Source organism: Veillonella parvula (genome assembly GCF_018366295.1).
GTDB classification, from domain to species: Bacteria; Bacillota; Negativicutes; order Veillonellales; family Veillonellaceae; genus Veillonella; species Veillonella parvula_P.
In genome coordinates this window covers 1-15,069 of the sequence record NZ_JAGZIJ010000011.1, presented here as the reverse complement: position 1 = coordinate 15,069, position 15,069 = coordinate 1, and the positions used below count along the sequence as shown (strand labels likewise).

Below are 15,069 nucleotides of genomic sequence, written 5' to 3'. Positions count from 1 at the left end.
TAGTCAAAATTAAAAAGTACTAAAAATATAGTATATATAGTATTAGACTATATAGTAAACTAAAAGTCAACCATTATAGTTGACAATTAAAAATACAAGTGCTTTAATTTAGATAGTTAGTAGTTTGTTTCCGTGTTATCTTGGACTTTTATTCTCCATTGATAGCACAAATTCCTGCTTAGGTCTGTTATGAATGGAGGTATACCATGAGCTCTACTGTATCAAAACAAACTCGCATTACCACCCGTCAGTTAACGATGACAGCACTCTTTGTGGCGCTAATCGCGGTTGGTGCTTTCATACGGGTCCCATTACCGAATTGTCCGTTTACATTGCAAATCTTATTTACTACATTAGCGGGCATTGTTTTAGGTAGTCGTTTAGGTGCCGCTAGTGTTGGCATTTATATTGTACTAGGCCTTGTTGGGGTTCCTATTTTTACATCTGGTGGTGGTCCTAGTTATATTTTGCAACCTACCTTTGGTTATTTAATTGGCTTTATGGTTGGTGCGTATGTAGTAGGACGCATTGCAGAGACAATGGATACACTATCGTTTAAACGTTTGCTAGCTGGATCCATATTAAATCTATTAATTGTATATGGACTTGGCATGGTGTACCTATACTTTATTATGAATCTGTATTTAGGTAAACCGATTGGTGTGGAAGCTGTCATTATTACTTGCTTCCTAATCCCAGTTGGCCCAGATATTTTCTTGTGCGCTGTAGCAGCATCTCTTGGCAAGAGAATTATTAAAGAATTACAGCACTAATAGAACGTTTTAATAACTATTTTTTAATAACTATTATAATTAGAATAACTAGAAAAAATATAATAACTATTATAAGGAATCAATCTATTGTAGATTCATATAGATATTGAATTATGAAATATACGTTATTTTATTCAACAGAATCATTCCTATTAAAAACGAGGCGTTAAGCCTCGTTTTTTATGTAATTCTTAAGGGTATACATAGCCTAAAATAGGTTCTGCAGATTTGATTTTTGTAATCTCTACATATGGTTGTTTACGACCGTGGAAGTCTCGTGTAGAAACCTTTCCTTCAATCGATACCCATTGTTCATTTTGTAAGCTATCACCATCTGTTTTATAGGCTGTCATGCCAATAGGGGCAACGTCAGCAATACAACAAGCCATAGCCATACGAGAAATAGTAAATTCGTTAGATTTTAATGTATTATCTTCGCGGTTCACATAGCCTGTCATATAAACGGTGTAGTCTTTATATTGCTCAGCATTAGATCCAACTTTTACAATGGTTTGATAGAAATTGTCTGAGTTCAAAACGATTTCTTTTTTGTCCTTGGAAATTCCTGGCTCTTTGCTTTCACTGTTAACAGTGACAACCTCTCCAATAGCATCGTTTGTAAAGTCAAAATTGTTAGTATCATCGTTTACACGAGCGGCACCATGAACGCCTGTTGATGGTACAAGAACGGGAGGAACGATGAGCAACATAATAGGAATAATAATCGGAACGATAGATTTCCAGTTATGCTTGTAGTATTTTGACGGCGCCCAAATAATCGTCGCTAGACCGCCTAAAATAAGGGCAACGCCACTAATACCTAGTAAAAGTTCATAACGCGGTGCAATATAGTTCAAATAACGACCTGTCACAATGAGGTAAATACAACAGATACCTAAGATGAGATACAATAGACCTTTCACGATAGAAAAGCGATCTTTCAGTCCTAATGTCATGAAATCATCTCCTTTTAATTAATTAAGAACTGAGATAGTGATTATAAAAGTTTGTAAATTAGCTAAGAAAGAATTTGAATACTAATGCTGCTATATAGGACATAACGGCAATCGTTATACTTAATCGTATGATAAATGAGGTAGGCATATATTGTTTTAATATATATACGTTTTTGATATCTAGCATCGGACCTAAGATGAGAAAGCCCATCACAGAGCTAATAGGAAATAAGGTGCTCAAGGATTTACCGATGATGGCATCTGATGTAGAGCAAATAGAGAAGAAGAATGCTAACATCAGCAAAATTGGAATGGCCGTAAATTCTGGTAAGGTTAATCCTGCGTTGAGAAGCCAAGGTTTGCCATAGACTTGAACTATAGATAGTACAGCTGCCGCCATGGAAAAATAGAATAAGAGTTGAGAAAACTCTTGTTCCATATGGACTAACAATCTTTTTTTATCGATATGTTTAGTTTTAGTTGCTTCTAAAACGATTTCTTCGTAGCTAAGATTCTGTGGTGTTCTTGCTTTCAAAATAGATGTGGCTGGAGGCCAAAATCGGAACGATAGGGCTACTAACAAGGCAACACCTAGTCCTAAAACGATACGCCATACGGAGAGCATGGGATTGTCAGGAAACGCATACCATGTAGAAAGAATGGTGATAGGGTTGATAATCGGGCTAGCGAGCATAAATAAAAGAGCTACTGATAAAGGGATGCCTCGATCTATTAGTGCCTTGAATAAGGGGATAATAGCACAGTCACAAATTGGCAAGGCAAAGCCACTGACCATAGCAGCCCCATAGCTTTTCAAAGAATGGTCACCTAATAGTTTTAGTAGCACTCGTTGTGGCACGAAATAGCGAATAATCGTCGAGCCTACCGTGCCTAATAAAAGGAATGGAATGGCCTCGATGATGAGGCCCGTGATTATGGCGAAGCATTGGTGAATGGAATAGGGGATGTCATGGCGAAAAGCTGTGACCAACAGTATATAGGTTGTAATACCAATAACTAATAGATTAGGAATGAGTCCCCATGTGGAATTCCGGCTCAGTTGTTCTACTTTTTCTGGTGTAGGAGCTGTTATAATTTTGGCTTCTCCATTATAGGTGCGTAGTAAAGCGTGATGTGTATTGGATTCTGTGATAATACAATCTGCACTATACAATTGACTCATTACATCATTACCTAAACCAGGGAGTATGGTTGAAACAAATTGATCGGTACAAATATACAATACCTTTTCTACTTGTACTAGGTGGCTTAATATATCGCTATATAGTAAGGCTTCTAGTTGATGAAAGCTTACCATGCCATTCCACTCAATCCATAGCTCTTTTGGCTGTAGTCGTTTTAAATAATCCCCGATTTTACAGGCTATCAATTCGTAAGACTTGATATCGCTAGGAACAATGGCATTGAGTTCATCCGCATTGAGTTGTAAGGGCTCTTTGATGAGAGGTTCACTGCCTTCTTCGGCGCTGATTATTGCGGTACCGCCTAGCTTTTTACGGTATTGTAATTGTTCGTTTATGAACGTGCTTTTACCGGATCCAATAAACCCTGTAACGATATAAACTGGTATCATGATTGACACACTTCGTTATGTACCATTGGTACATTAAAATCTGTGCCGATAACGACTAAACTATAGTCATTAGTTTCACTAGGTGAAAGCGAACAGTAATGAGTGCCGTATTGGAGTTCGTGAGGACCTTCCGTGGTTGGTACAATCCCTTTGGCACGAAGCACCGTATCAGGCATGCCTTCTAAAATGGTTTTCCATTGTGCAAGACTAAGGGTGCGCAAATCCTTAAAGGTATGACTCATAAATAAATGTTCATCGTGTAAGCAGTGATCATCATGACAATGATACAGGCGCTTGATGTAATCACGCAAACCAATGGTATCCCATGCTTCTTCATGAATTGGTGTATGTGGCGCGAGGTCGCGAATCATACGTTTTGTAATGCTTGTCTGTTGAATATCTTCTGTATGGCTCAAAAAAATTGCATCACTATGAGTGATTTGATCCTTGAAGAAAAGACCAAAATTTTTGATAAACATTGGTGCTTGCATAGCATCGACAGTCGTTATTGATGCGTGAATGTAAGCAGATTTTGCAATGTCCTCGTCGTTACAAGTATGGATGATTTCACTGAGTTTGCTGACACCTGATGGCTCGATGTAGATCATATCGATTTTGTAATTTTGCAGAATATCAAGTAGTGCTTGTTGGAAATTTCCTTGTAAGCTACAGCAAATACAGCCAGATGTTACTTCACGGACTGTGGCCCCTGTTTTTGCAAGATTAGCAGCATCGAGGCTAGTTTCACCAAAATCGTTTTCTATAATAAGAATTTTATCTTTCGATGTATGTTCTTTTAGTATATGTTGTAAGAATGTTGTTTTTCCAGAACCTAGAAATCCGGATATGATAACTATTGGAATCATATATACCTCCTGCGTAATGTAAACACAGTATACACCTATAGGATAACACAGAAAATACTCTATGGGGTATATGGAGACTAGTGAATGAGTCAGAGTTTAACAGCCTTTTTTGAAATTTATAGATTATATACTATATATGAGTATACTGGCACATGTAGTTGATATTCATAATTATTTATAAATAAAACGATGCATTCCATGTTGTTCATATATGAAAGAATACTCCTATATGAATAAATATTTATTTATGTAGTTGAAAAATTTTTATGAAAAAAATCCCTCCTACAAGATAATTCAGTTGGAGAGATGGCTGAATTACTTGTAGGAGGGTTGGAGAGTCACTATTACATGGGTCTCGTAACTTGATGTGTTATTTGCTTATAGTATAACAAATTATACATCAAAAATATAGTAATTATTTATTTTATTGTAATTTTGCTAATAATGCTTTGAGGTACACATATACATTTTCAACAGAAGGTAAATGAACGCGTTCTGATGGTGTATGAGGACTTACGATAGTAGGCCCAAAGCTAATCATTTGTGTATTTGGCAATACGCCTTTTAACAAACCACATTCGAGACCTGCGTGAATAGCATTTACATTAGCTGGTGTATCGAACATTTCGTTATGCAAGGAAATCGCTTGTTCTTCCAATTTTGAGCCTTTGTCGTATTCCCATGCTGGATATCCACCTGTACGCTCTGCAGCTACGCCAAGTGCTTTTGCAAGAAGCATCATTTTTTTCGTTAAGAATTCAAGACTATTGCTATTGGAACTACGAATAGAAATGAGTATTTCAATGGTATGTTGATTTTCACGTACGATAGCAATATTATTAGATGTTTCTACAAGGTTTGGGATAGACTTACTTACAGAATGAACCCCATCTTGTGCAAGATAGATATATGTAATAAGTGCTTCTGTTGTGTCTTCTGCATATACTATTTCAGGAGTAGGAACATCTTCAACTACAAATGTAAGGCCTGGATCCTGTACGCTATATTCGTGTTGGTATTGTTTTTCTTGGTATGCGAGCAATGTTTTAATGGCTGCCACATCTTCAGAGCGTACGGATAGTACAGCTACTGCCTTAGACGGGATTGCATTATGTTTTACGCCACCTTCGAAAGACGCTAAGCTAATAGGATATTGTTGTTGAATATCATAGAGTACACGGGTTAGTACTTGGTTTGCATTAGCTCGTTGCTCGTTGATTTCGATGCCGGAGTGCCCCCCTTTAAGACCGGTTACTGTAATGGATAAGCCCGCATCATAGCCTGGTTGATTGTTATCGCGTAACAATGGAATTTTTACATGTACGTGGCAACCGCCAGCACAACTAACGGTGAAGTCATGTTCTACTTCTGTATCTAGGTTGAGTAAGTAGTCACCAGTTACTTGACCTTCTTTAATGGCAAAGGCACCATCCATACCAGTTTCTTCGTTGGTAGTGAATAATAATTGCATTGGTCCATGTTGTTGGCTTTCATCTTCAAGGAGAGCAAGCATCATAGCAGCACCCATGCCATTATCGGCACCTAATGTTGTATGGTCTGCGTGCATCCATTCGCCTTCGATGATATTAGCGATTGGATCTTTAGAGAAGTCGTGGTTAGAGTCATGGTCTTTAACACAAACCATATCAATATGACCTTGTAAAATGATGGATGGACGGTTTTCATAACCTGGAGATGCAGCTTTTTTGATAACTACATTAAAGATTTCGTCTTGATGAACTTCAAGACCTAAATTTTTAGCAAAGTTCACGATGTAATCGCTGATGCCTTTTTCATTGCCGGACTCACGAGGAATTTGGCTCATTTCTTTAAAAATTTCTAATACGCGTTTTGCTTGAACGATTGTTTCCATAATGGTACCTTTCATTCTCATGTAAAATAGACATGTATGTATTATTGAAAGCTTTTAAAACAATATAAAATAAAATATTATAGCGTAATGGTCGCTTGTTTTACAGTCTAGACTAGGTCCTTTCATACATACGAACTATATAAATTATTATTGTATATATATAGTTATATCACAATAAAGATTATTAGGATAGCTTATGCTAGGTGCTAGCTATATAGGAATAATATTGTATAATGAGGGTATACGAATAACGAATAACAATTAACTAAATTTCTATAGATCTTAGAAGGTTGGTGAACCAATGCAACATGAAAGCCGCAATATTAGCATGCTTATGGATTTTTATGAGATGACTATGGCACATGGCTACTTTACAAAATTAAAAAATGTGGATCGCGTCGCATTTGATGTTTTCTTTAGACGTAATCCAGACAAGGGCGGTTTTGCTATTTTTGGTGGTCTCGAACAAATCGTTGAGTACATTTTAAATTTACACTTTGATGAAAGTGATATCTCTTATTTACGGAGTCAGGGTATTTTTAGTGAAGAATTTTTAGCATATCTAAAAGATTTCTCTTTCACCGGTGATGTATATGCCTTCCCAGAAGGTTCTATCATCTATCCTAATGAACCTGTAATTACAATTGTGGCGCCTCTCATAGATGCACAAATCGTAGAAACTGCAGTGCTTACTATGATGAACCATCAATCTCTTATCGCCACAAAAGCTAATCGCATCGTTCGCGCTGCGGATGGGCGTATTGTGGCTGACTTTGGTGCTCGTCGTGCACATAATGTAGACGCAGCCGTATACGGTGCAAGAGCCGCTTATATTGGTGGTGTTCAGTCCACTGCAACCGTTTTAGCAGGGCAACAATTTGGCATTCCTGTCAGCGGTACTATGGCGCATAGTTGGGTCATGTACTATGGCTCTGAATACGATGCTTTCAAAGCCTATGCTGAAGTGTATCCAGATAATGCAGTATTCCTTGTTGATACTTATGATGTGTTAAACTCTGGCGTGCCCAATGCTATTAAGGTAGCAAAGGATGTATTAGAGCCAATGGGGAAACGCTTAAAAGGAATTCGCCTAGATTCTGGTGACCTTGCGTATTTGGCGAAAAAAGCGCGGCGCATGCTAGATGATGCAGGCTTAGAAGATTGTAAAATTATGGCATCTAATAGTCTAGATGAGTATACAATCACATCTTTGCTCATACAAGGTGGCCCTATTGATATTTTTGGTGTAGGGGAACGCCTCATTACCTCTAAGAGTGACCCCGTATTTGGTGCGGTATATAAAATTGCTAGCATCGAGAAAGATGGTATGTGGGAACCTCGTATCAAGATTTCTGAAAGTGTAGAAAAAATTACTAATCCAGGTCTTAAAAAGGTATATCGTGTTTATAATGATAAAGGTCGTGCGATTGCAGATCTATTAACATTGTTGAGAGAGGTACCTGATACAGAGGAACCATATCGTTATATCGATCCTGAGCAACCTTGGCGTGAATTATATTTTGAAAATTGTACTTTTAAAGAGATGAAGCAGCTTATTATCAAGGATGGTAAATTAGTTGTGGACTTACCAACACTAGAGGAAATTCGAGCATATGTGCAAGATCAATTAGCTAATGAAATTTGGCCTGAAGAGCAACGCTTTGAAAATCCACATCGTCACTACCTTGATATGAGTCCTAGCTACTATCAATTGAAGATGGATTTATTGAACCGTATTTATCGGAAAAAGTAGGAGGGCCTATGTTAGAAAATCCACAAGCTACAAAGGATGCCCTCATTCAATGGATTCGAGATTATTTTGGTAAAAATGGTCCTAACTGTAGTGCTGTAGTTGGTATTTCAGGTGGTAAGGACTCGACTATCGTGGCAGCTCTTTGCAAAGAAGCTCTCGGTGCAGATCGCGTAGTTGGTGTTCTTATGCCAAATGGAGTGCAATCGGATATTGATGATGCTCAGGCAGTGGTAAATTATTTAGGAATTCCGCACATGACGGTCAATATTGGTGCTGCCTATGAGGCGCTAACTCATGCTATCGTTCAGGCTAAGGGGTATGATGTTGTAACGGGGAGAACCGATTTATCTAAAGATGCTGCCATTAATACGCCGCCTCGTCTCCGGATGGCAACTCTCTATGCAGTAGGACAAAATTTACCAAATGGTGCTCGTGTAGCAAATACTTGTAATGGATCTGAAGACTACGTAGGATACTCTACAAAATACGGAGATAGTGCAGGTGATTTTAGCCCTCTCGCACAACTCGTAGTAGAAGAAGTTCGTCAAATAGGAAAACTTCTTGATATTCCATTGCACCTAGTTGATAAGGTGCCAAGTGATGGTCTTAGTGGTCAGTCCGATGAGGATAAATTGGGATTTACCTATGCTATACTGGATCGTTATATCAGAACTGGTGAAATTGAAGATCAGCCAACAAAAGAGCGAATCGACTATCTGAATCGAATTAATAAACATAAATTGGAGTTGATGCCATCATTTGACCCAAAGCTTTAATTGATAAGGCAGAAATCTCGATTTATAGAGATGAATCCATGAATCTATAGGGGCGAAGCCATAAAATAAGATAAAATAATTTTTTAGAATATAATAAGGCTGGCCATTATTGACCAGCCTTATTGAATCGTACTTAGTTTAAATTTAATAACAATAATTATTTTATAGTTTTATAGTGGAGGTAATATGGATACAAAAATTGCTTTGATTGGTACTGGAGGAACTATTGCAGGAAAAGGTACTTCAAATACTGATTTAACAGGCTATACGGCAGGGGTGTTAGGACTTGACAAAATCTTAGCCTCCGTACCTGGTACAAAACCGTATGGTCCTTATACATATACTCAGTTTAGTAATATTGAAAGCTCCGATATTACCGTAAATCACTGGTTAGAACTTTCTAAGTTGGTGCAAAAATTGGTTAATCGAGATGATATCGGTGGTGTTGTTATTACTCATGGCACAGATAGCATGGAGGAGACGGCATATTTTCTGAATCTGACAGTTCATACAGACAAGCCAATTGTTATTACTGGATCTATGAGACCCGCAGGTGCTATTAGTGCAGACGGGCCAATTAATTTATTGCAAGCTATCCAAGTAGCGAGAACACCATCGTCTGTAGGTAAAGGTGTGATAGTCGTATTAAATGGCTACATTGATGGGGCAAGGGATGTATCTAAATGCAACACTACTAATGTAGCGACTTTTGATAGTCCATTAGTGGGGCATCTTGGTATTGTACAAGATGGTGTTGCCCACTATTATAAAGTGTCTACTCGACGTCATACTCAAGACTCTGTATTTGATGTGAGTAAATTGTCTGAGTTACCTCGTGTAGTTATAATGACCTGCTATGGTGGTATGGATGATATGGTGCCTATGAGTGTAGTTGCTACAAATCCTGACGGTTTAATTTTAACAGGTCTTGGTCATGGTACAATCCCACAAAACGTACGTCAAATCACACAGAATACAAAGTTTCCAACGGTACGTGCTTCTCGTACCGGTAGTGGTATGGTATCTGCAGTGCCACAAGATGCACTGGCAAACTATCTAGTATGTGATACTTTAAGTCCACAAAAAGCGCGTATTTTATTGATGCTAGGGCTTACAAAAACTAAAAATCTTAAAAAGTTACAACAATTCTTCCATGAATATTAAAGGCACATAATACTCATGGAACATATGAAACATAATAATTCTTTGAATCTAATAATTAATTTGAAAAATTTGAGAAAATATCTCAAATTTTAATTTGATATTCATTTTCAAAAATTATACTATATGTAACAGTTTTATATGCAATAAACCGCACATTCCGATCGCCTAGGATGTGCGGTTTTTCATTTGTATTATATTTTTCATATATGAGTGGGGTATTGAATAATAATTTTTGGGGTATCATTCTAGATATTTTTGTATATTACAAAATAGGATTATTCAGCGCCGATAGCATTTTCTAGTGCTCTTTGTACGCCTACATAGACGGCCTTGGCTAAGGTGTCTCCAAATAGTGAAAAGGAACCAGCATCTGTTAAGATATCTCCATTTGTATCAATGGTGAGAATGATACCATCTGTAGAGGTACCTGTGGCAGATGTTTTTCGTTCTTTTGTAATTGCATCAGGAATGTATTCATTAATAAACGGATGGAGGCGTACGCTTTCAACATTCCAATCTTGAAGGGCTGCGGTTTTTGCTTCGGTAATTGTCATAACAGCTTTTACCATAGCGCTATCTGTTAAAGCTTTATTTGTAAATACGAGGATATTGATTGTGCCTGGCACTATGAAGTCTCCATCACGCTCTTCGTAACAATAGCCTGTACCTGCGCGATGTGCCGTTTTTTCATAGCCTGCAGTCACGATAGTTTCCACAATAGTATCATGTTCTTCAACTTTGGCATAGGCGTGTAGATGCATTGTGGCAGACGTGAGAAGTGCTGTACTAAAATGAACAGGAGTATCAATATGTTCAAATTCTTGAGCCAAATAATCGGCTACAGAGCCACCGGGTAAATCTTTTTCTGTTTCGATTTGATATGTTAGCTGTTGGTTGCGTACCGCTAGCGTATGGTGATAGCCACCATTTAATTGTCCGCTCGAAAGAGAATAGTGGATATCGTCAAAGTGTACCGTAACGGAGTGTAACTCTCTAGTTACATAGCCTCCAGTAGCGAGCTCTTGGGGTGCTTCGTATAGATTTTTGAACATGTAAGTCTCCCTAGTTTTATGATTGTTATATATGGAATATAACGATATAATATCTTTATTATCGTATTGCGAATGCATATGTAAAATTATAGCATATATGTTTACTGTTATTATATTGACATTATGTTGAGACGTATATTTGTTATTGTATAGATTTATATTATGGATGGTTATTATGGCTAATTTCTTAAGTGCTATTTCTGAATTTCTTTTTAAAGACGCTAATATATTAATTCAAATGAGGGACTGGTTCTTTGCACAAGCTGGAAATATCTTATTAGCGTTAATTTTATTTTGGATAGGGCGATATGCTATTAAATGGGTAAAAGCTTTTGCTGTTCGCATTATGACAAAAGCTTCCTATGACTCAGCAGCAATGAGCTTTATCACTCAAATTATTAATTACGCCTTGCTAGTAGGGTTAGTATTGATTTGCTTAAACCAAATTGGTGTTCCTACAACATCTTTTATAGCTGCTTTTGGTGCTTTTGGTTTAGGTATTGGTCTCTCCTTACAGAATAACCTTTCTAATTTAGCATCTGGTTTATTAATTCTTATCTTCAAGCCTTTTAGAGCGGGTCACGTTATTCAGGTAGGTGATGTAGTCGGCAGTGTTAAATCAATCCAATTTATGTATACAGTTATTACTACAAAAGATCAAAAGAATGTATACATACCTAACTCTCTTCTTACATCACAAGCTGTAACTAACATTGTTTATACTACAGAACGGGTTATCCCATTTACGTTTGACATTGGTTATAATAATGATCATCATGAAGCAATAAAAATCTTAAAAAATATTTTTGCAGCAGATAAACGTGTCCTTAATCCGAAGAATATGGAAATAGGTATCTCTGAATTTGGAGATAATTCTGTACGAATTGCCGCTTATGCTCGTGTTAAGTCGAAGGATTTCCTCGCTGTTCAATACGGCATTATGTCTGATGTAAAAGATGCTTTTGATAAATATGGCATCGACATTCCATATCCTCAGCGTGTAGTATATATTCAAAATGATCCTCAACATGTAGTATATATTCAAAATGTAGATACATCGACAGGTGAAATTAAAGGGACAAAGAAAAAAGCAACTACTACAAATGTAGAAATAGATAATAGTCTTGAAAGTTAGGATACTGGAAGGTAGAACGAGAGTGATGACACTTTTAACGACGAATATTCATATATTTTATAAGAAATTGGTATTGGCCATAACTTTTATAGGAATCGTATTTATAGGTGCTGGTGTTGCTCAAGCTGCATACATTACACCTCCTTCTACTGTTGGTGAGGCCGTAGTCCTTATTGATGCAGATACAAAAGAAATTTTATTTGCAAAGAATCCAGATAAGTGGATGCATCCAGCTAGTACTACGAAAATGGTTACCTTGTTAACTGCTTTAGAACTAAAGGGAACACAGCTTGATGAATTAGCTACGATAAGTAGCTATGCAACGAGCATGGAAGAATCAAACCTAGGGGTTCGCGTAGGCGATCAGATTACATTGGAAGGTGTTCTTGAAGGTATGATGGTTGCTAGTGGCAATGATGCGGCCGTTGTAGTAGCCGAAAATGTAAGCGGTTCTGTAGATAAATTTGCTAAGGATATGACTCGTATTGCTGCAAAAGCGGGTGCAAAGAATAGTGTGTTCTTGAATCCTCATGGATTAACACAAAAGGGTCACCATTCTACGGCTCGTGATTTAGCGATGATTGCAGCGTACGGCATGAAATACCAAATGTTCCGTGACAAGGTTGCTAATGATTATTACAAGGTGCCGTATCAAAACCGTGCACCAGAAACAATTCGTACTACAAACCATTTTATTCGCAATAAATATCCAGGTGCGAATGGCTTGAAAACAGGTTTTACAAACGCAGCAGGAGAATGTTTGATTGCGTCTGCCACACGGAAGGGACATACTATGATTGTAGTTATGCTTAATGATGATAATCGTTGGGAAGAAGCTGTACAATTCCTTGATTATGGATTTAAACTCCGTGGGGTAATTTAAGGACCTATTGTGTAATGGGGGACATATGAGTTCATTTTTTGCATTTTTAAAACGCATGCGCTTTATCAATCGATGGAGCCTCATGCGAAATACGGAAATAGAAAATATTCAAGAACATAGCCTTGAAGTGGCTATGGTAGCGCATAACTTAGGGGCCATAAAAAATGAATACTTCGGTGGGAATGTAGATATCAATAAGGTAGCTGTCATAGCTATGTATCATGAGGTGAGCGAAATCTTTACAGGAGATATGCCGACACCAATCAAGTATTTTGATCCAAAGTTGCGGGAACTGTATGGTGAGGTTGAAACTTTGGCGCAAGAAAAAATGCTATCAACCTTGCCAGACCGGTTACAATCTGTTTATAAGCCTATACTTGTTGATGCAGAAACTAGTCCAGAATGGCCTCTCGTTAAGGCTGCCGATACAATTTCAGCCTATATGAAATGCGTCAAAGAGCTCAAGGCAGGGAATGATGAGTTTAAAGAGGCACATGACTCTATCTTAGCTAAGTTGAAAACTCTAAATATGCCTGAGGTAGATATGTTTATTGAATTATATATCCCTGCTCTTGGTAAGAGTTTGGATGAGTTGAACTATTACGAAATTAAATAACTACTAAAAGAGACGACTTCTTGAGCTGTACCCCAAAAATTGGACACAATTTTGAAGGTATAGTTCATTTGGGCCGTCTCTTTTTGATTCTAAAGATTTGTAGATTATGTTGCTAATGCTTTATCAAATTTTTGTTAGTTTGTTTAATAATAATTATTATAAGCGTATTTGTTAATTATTATCCCTTATTGAATATTATAGTTTACTTTTCCTATCTATAATCTCTTGATTTCTCATTAGTATTTTTTTACCTCGCCACGAGAAGGCTCGATGGCCATATTTTGCTTTGAATTCTTTGTTCGTTAGTGCTTCCAGTTCGTCTATATTGACATACGGTTCTATCTGTTGGAATTCTGGGATGGGCGTAGTTGGAATATTTTTGTTGTGGGGGCATACCTCTTGGCACACATCACAACCAAATACGAGTGGTGTTTTAGCGAGAATATGTTCCTCTTTATCGGTGAGTTCTCCTTTTTTCTGCGTCAAGAAGCTTTTACAAGTGTTGTATTTAAAATCGTCATGGCCTAAACATTGACCTAAGCACGCTGTAATACAACGATTGCATCCCATGCAGGACTGCTCAAGAGGGGTATTTGGTTTGAGTTCTAGTGTTGTTAAAATCGTACCAATAACGACATAAGAACCCCATTTAGGGCTGATAAAACAGTTGTTCTTTCCGTAAAAGCCGAGACCTGCTAAGTAGGCCATGTACCGATCTGCTAAAGGAGAGGTGTCGCAATGAATGGAGAACTGAGCCGAGTCATCAATTATTTGTAATCTTTCAATAAGACGTTCTAAATATTCATTAATGACCAGGTGATAATCTGTTGACCATGTATAGCGCGATAGATTGGCATGGCCTTTGTGTTGTACATGGTACGGGAATAGACAAACGATGGCACTTTTGGGCATAAACCGAGTCGTTCCTAGTAGTCTTGCCTCTACATCTGCCGTAGTAAAGGGGCATGGGTTGCTTTCAAATAAAATAGTTTTGGCCTGTTCAGGCAGTGGCCATGAGGCAATTCCAAATTCATAAATATGTAATTCTTTGCAAATTTCCTGTAAATTTATATCTTTCATCGTAGATTTAGTGGTAAATAATTGGTAAAATAAAAGTATAAGAAATGCGTGGGATTCTATAGATTTTTATTAGGTTTGTAGTTTGGTGACAACTGTATTTTTATAGTTAGCACCGTAATTCTGTTAGTATTAGTATACCATTGAGAGGATAGATTATGTTAGCATTTATGAAAGTATTACAACCGAAGACGGTGGAAGAGGCTTATGAATTAGCCACAAAGAACAAAACTGCTCCTATGCTAGCAGGCGGCTGTTGGCTGCGTCTAGGACGACGAACTTGGCCATCGGTGATTGATATGGCGAGTCTTGATTTGCGTTATGTTCGTGAAGAAGATAAGGAGTTTGTAATTGGCGCTATGGCGACACAAGGAGATGTGGAACGCTTTGAGCCTTTACAACAATTTTGCGGCGGTGCCGTAGTTAAAGGCGTTAAGGAGATTCTTGGTGTTCAATTTAGAAATACTGCTACCATGGGCGGTTCTGTAGCAAGTAAATTTGGATTCTCAGATATCATTCCTGCTTTATTGGCAGTGCATGCAGACATCGTT

Annotated in this window: 14 protein-coding genes; 8 read left to right on the top strand and 6 right to left on the bottom strand. The window is 37.6% G+C overall.

Going from position 1 to position 15,069, the window contains the following annotated elements:
- Positions 1–206 precede the first annotated feature (206 nt).
- Entirely contained in the window at positions 207–773 is a 567-nt protein-coding gene (locus tag KHY58_RS08880; protein WP_060919399.1) for a biotin transporter BioY, read from the top strand.
- A gap of 191 nt (positions 774–964) precedes the next feature.
- On the opposite strand, the gene KHY58_RS08875 is transcribed toward KHY58_RS08880, so the two are convergent.
- The 4 genes from KHY58_RS08875 to KHY58_RS08860 all read right to left on the bottom strand — a co-directional run bounded on the left by KHY58_RS08875 (position 965) and on the right by KHY58_RS08860 (position 6,062).
- Positions 965–1,729 (bottom strand): TIGR03943 family putative permease subunit, encoded by a 765-nt coding sequence (locus KHY58_RS08875; protein ID WP_278473110.1) that lies wholly within the window; start codon positions 1,727–1,729, stop codon positions 965–967.
- A 58-nt stretch (positions 1,730–1,787) separates the two neighbouring features.
- Positions 1,788–3,323 carry a permease gene (locus KHY58_RS08870; protein WP_278473109.1) on the bottom strand — a complete coding sequence of 512 codons (1,536 nt, stop codon included), beginning with the start codon at positions 3,321–3,323 and terminating at the stop codon, positions 1,788–1,790.
- Complete coding sequence (locus KHY58_RS08865) at positions 3,320–4,189, bottom strand: CobW family GTP-binding protein (RefSeq protein WP_008602960.1); 870 nt, start codon at positions 4,187–4,189, stop codon at positions 3,320–3,322. Before KHY58_RS08865 ends, KHY58_RS08870 begins: the two co-directional genes overlap by 4 nt.
- Positions 4,190–4,613: 424 nt before the next feature.
- Positions 4,614–6,062 carry an aminoacyl-histidine dipeptidase gene (locus tag KHY58_RS08860; RefSeq protein ID WP_118091038.1) on the bottom strand — a complete coding sequence of 483 codons (1,449 nt, stop codon included), beginning with the start codon at positions 6,060–6,062 and terminating at the stop codon, positions 4,614–4,616.
- Positions 6,063–6,363: 301 nt separating this feature from the next.
- Between KHY58_RS08860 and KHY58_RS08855 the strand changes: the two genes are divergently transcribed.
- From KHY58_RS08855 to KHY58_RS08845, 3 genes are all read left to right on the top strand, one after another.
- Positions 6,364–7,815, top strand: coding sequence for a nicotinate phosphoribosyltransferase (locus KHY58_RS08855; RefSeq protein WP_118091037.1), 1,452 nt, complete (start codon positions 6,364–6,366; stop codon positions 7,813–7,815).
- 8 nt (positions 7,816–7,823) lie between these two features.
- A complete protein-coding gene (gene nadE, locus KHY58_RS08850) occupies positions 7,824–8,591 on the top strand; it encodes an NAD(+) synthase (RefSeq protein ID WP_278473107.1) in 768 nt (255 codons plus the stop codon).
- A 186-nt stretch (positions 8,592–8,777) separates the two neighbouring features.
- A complete protein-coding gene (locus KHY58_RS08845) occupies positions 8,778–9,755 on the top strand; it encodes an asparaginase (protein WP_004697824.1) in 978 nt (325 codons plus the stop codon).
- Between the two features lie 275 nt (positions 9,756–10,030).
- On the opposite strand, the gene KHY58_RS08840 is transcribed toward KHY58_RS08845, so the two are convergent.
- Positions 10,031–10,807, bottom strand: coding sequence for an adenosylcobinamide amidohydrolase (locus tag KHY58_RS08840; RefSeq protein WP_278473105.1), 777 nt, complete (start codon positions 10,805–10,807; stop codon positions 10,031–10,033).
- Positions 10,808–10,982: 175 nt separating this feature from the next.
- Between KHY58_RS08840 and KHY58_RS08835 the strand changes: the two genes are divergently transcribed.
- The 3 genes from KHY58_RS08835 to yfbR are packed head-to-tail and all read left to right on the top strand — an operon-like array spanning position 10,983 to position 13,441.
- Positions 10,983–11,942: a mechanosensitive ion channel family protein gene (locus KHY58_RS08835; RefSeq protein WP_101928735.1), complete on the top strand. Its 960-nt coding sequence runs from the start codon at positions 10,983–10,985 to the stop codon at positions 11,940–11,942.
- A 25-nt stretch (positions 11,943–11,967) separates the two neighbouring features.
- Positions 11,968–12,825, top strand: a complete 858-nt coding sequence (locus tag KHY58_RS08830) for a D-alanyl-D-alanine carboxypeptidase family protein (protein ID WP_101928736.1) — start codon at positions 11,968–11,970, stop codon at positions 12,823–12,825.
- 25 nt (positions 12,826–12,850) lie between these two features.
- Positions 12,851–13,441 carry a 5'-deoxynucleotidase gene (yfbR, locus tag KHY58_RS08825; protein ID WP_038125773.1) on the top strand — a complete coding sequence of 197 codons (591 nt, stop codon included), beginning with the start codon at positions 12,851–12,853 and terminating at the stop codon, positions 13,439–13,441.
- Between the two features lie 195 nt (positions 13,442–13,636).
- Here yfbR and KHY58_RS08820 read toward each other — a convergent pair whose 3' ends face one another.
- The gene (locus KHY58_RS08820; protein WP_101928737.1) at positions 13,637–14,521 is read right to left on the bottom strand and encodes an epoxyqueuosine reductase; all 885 of its coding nucleotides are present in this window, start codon (positions 14,519–14,521) and stop codon (positions 13,637–13,639) included.
- 155 nt (positions 14,522–14,676) lie between these two features.
- On the opposite strand from KHY58_RS08820, the gene KHY58_RS08815 reads away from it, so the two are divergent.
- The coding region (locus KHY58_RS08815; protein ID WP_278473104.1) for an FAD binding domain-containing protein at positions 14,677–15,069 on the top strand (393 nt) is incomplete at its 3' end.

Coding starts and splice junctions, on each gene's coding strand:
- KHY58_RS08880 (WP_060919399.1), top strand. CDS start 207: ATGAGCTCTACTGTATCAAAACAAACTCGCATTACCACCCGTCAGTTA.
- KHY58_RS08875 (WP_278473110.1), bottom strand. CDS start 1,729: ATGACATTAGGACTGAAAGATCGCTTTTCTATCGTGAAAGGTCTATTG.
- KHY58_RS08870 (WP_278473109.1), bottom strand. CDS start 3,323: ATGATACCAGTTTATATCGTTACAGGGTTTATTGGATCCGGTAAAAGC.
- KHY58_RS08865 (WP_008602960.1), bottom strand. CDS start 4,189: ATGATTCCAATAGTTATCATATCCGGATTTCTAGGTTCTGGAAAAACA.
- KHY58_RS08860 (WP_118091038.1), bottom strand. CDS start 6,062: ATGGAAACAATCGTTCAAGCAAAACGCGTATTAGAAATTTTTAAAGAA.
- KHY58_RS08855 (WP_118091037.1), top strand. CDS start 6,364: ATGCAACATGAAAGCCGCAATATTAGCATGCTTATGGATTTTTATGAG.
- nadE (WP_278473107.1), top strand. CDS start 7,824: ATGTTAGAAAATCCACAAGCTACAAAGGATGCCCTCATTCAATGGATT.
- KHY58_RS08845 (WP_004697824.1), top strand. CDS start 8,778: ATGGATACAAAAATTGCTTTGATTGGTACTGGAGGAACTATTGCAGGA.
- KHY58_RS08840 (WP_278473105.1), bottom strand. CDS start 10,807: ATGTTCAAAAATCTATACGAAGCACCCCAAGAGCTCGCTACTGGAGGC.
- KHY58_RS08835 (WP_101928735.1), top strand. CDS start 10,983: ATGGCTAATTTCTTAAGTGCTATTTCTGAATTTCTTTTTAAAGACGCT.
- KHY58_RS08830 (WP_101928736.1), top strand. CDS start 11,968: ATGACACTTTTAACGACGAATATTCATATATTTTATAAGAAATTGGTA.
- yfbR (WP_038125773.1), top strand. CDS start 12,851: ATGAGTTCATTTTTTGCATTTTTAAAACGCATGCGCTTTATCAATCGA.
- KHY58_RS08820 (WP_101928737.1), bottom strand. CDS start 14,521: ATGAAAGATATAAATTTACAGGAAATTTGCAAAGAATTACATATTTAT.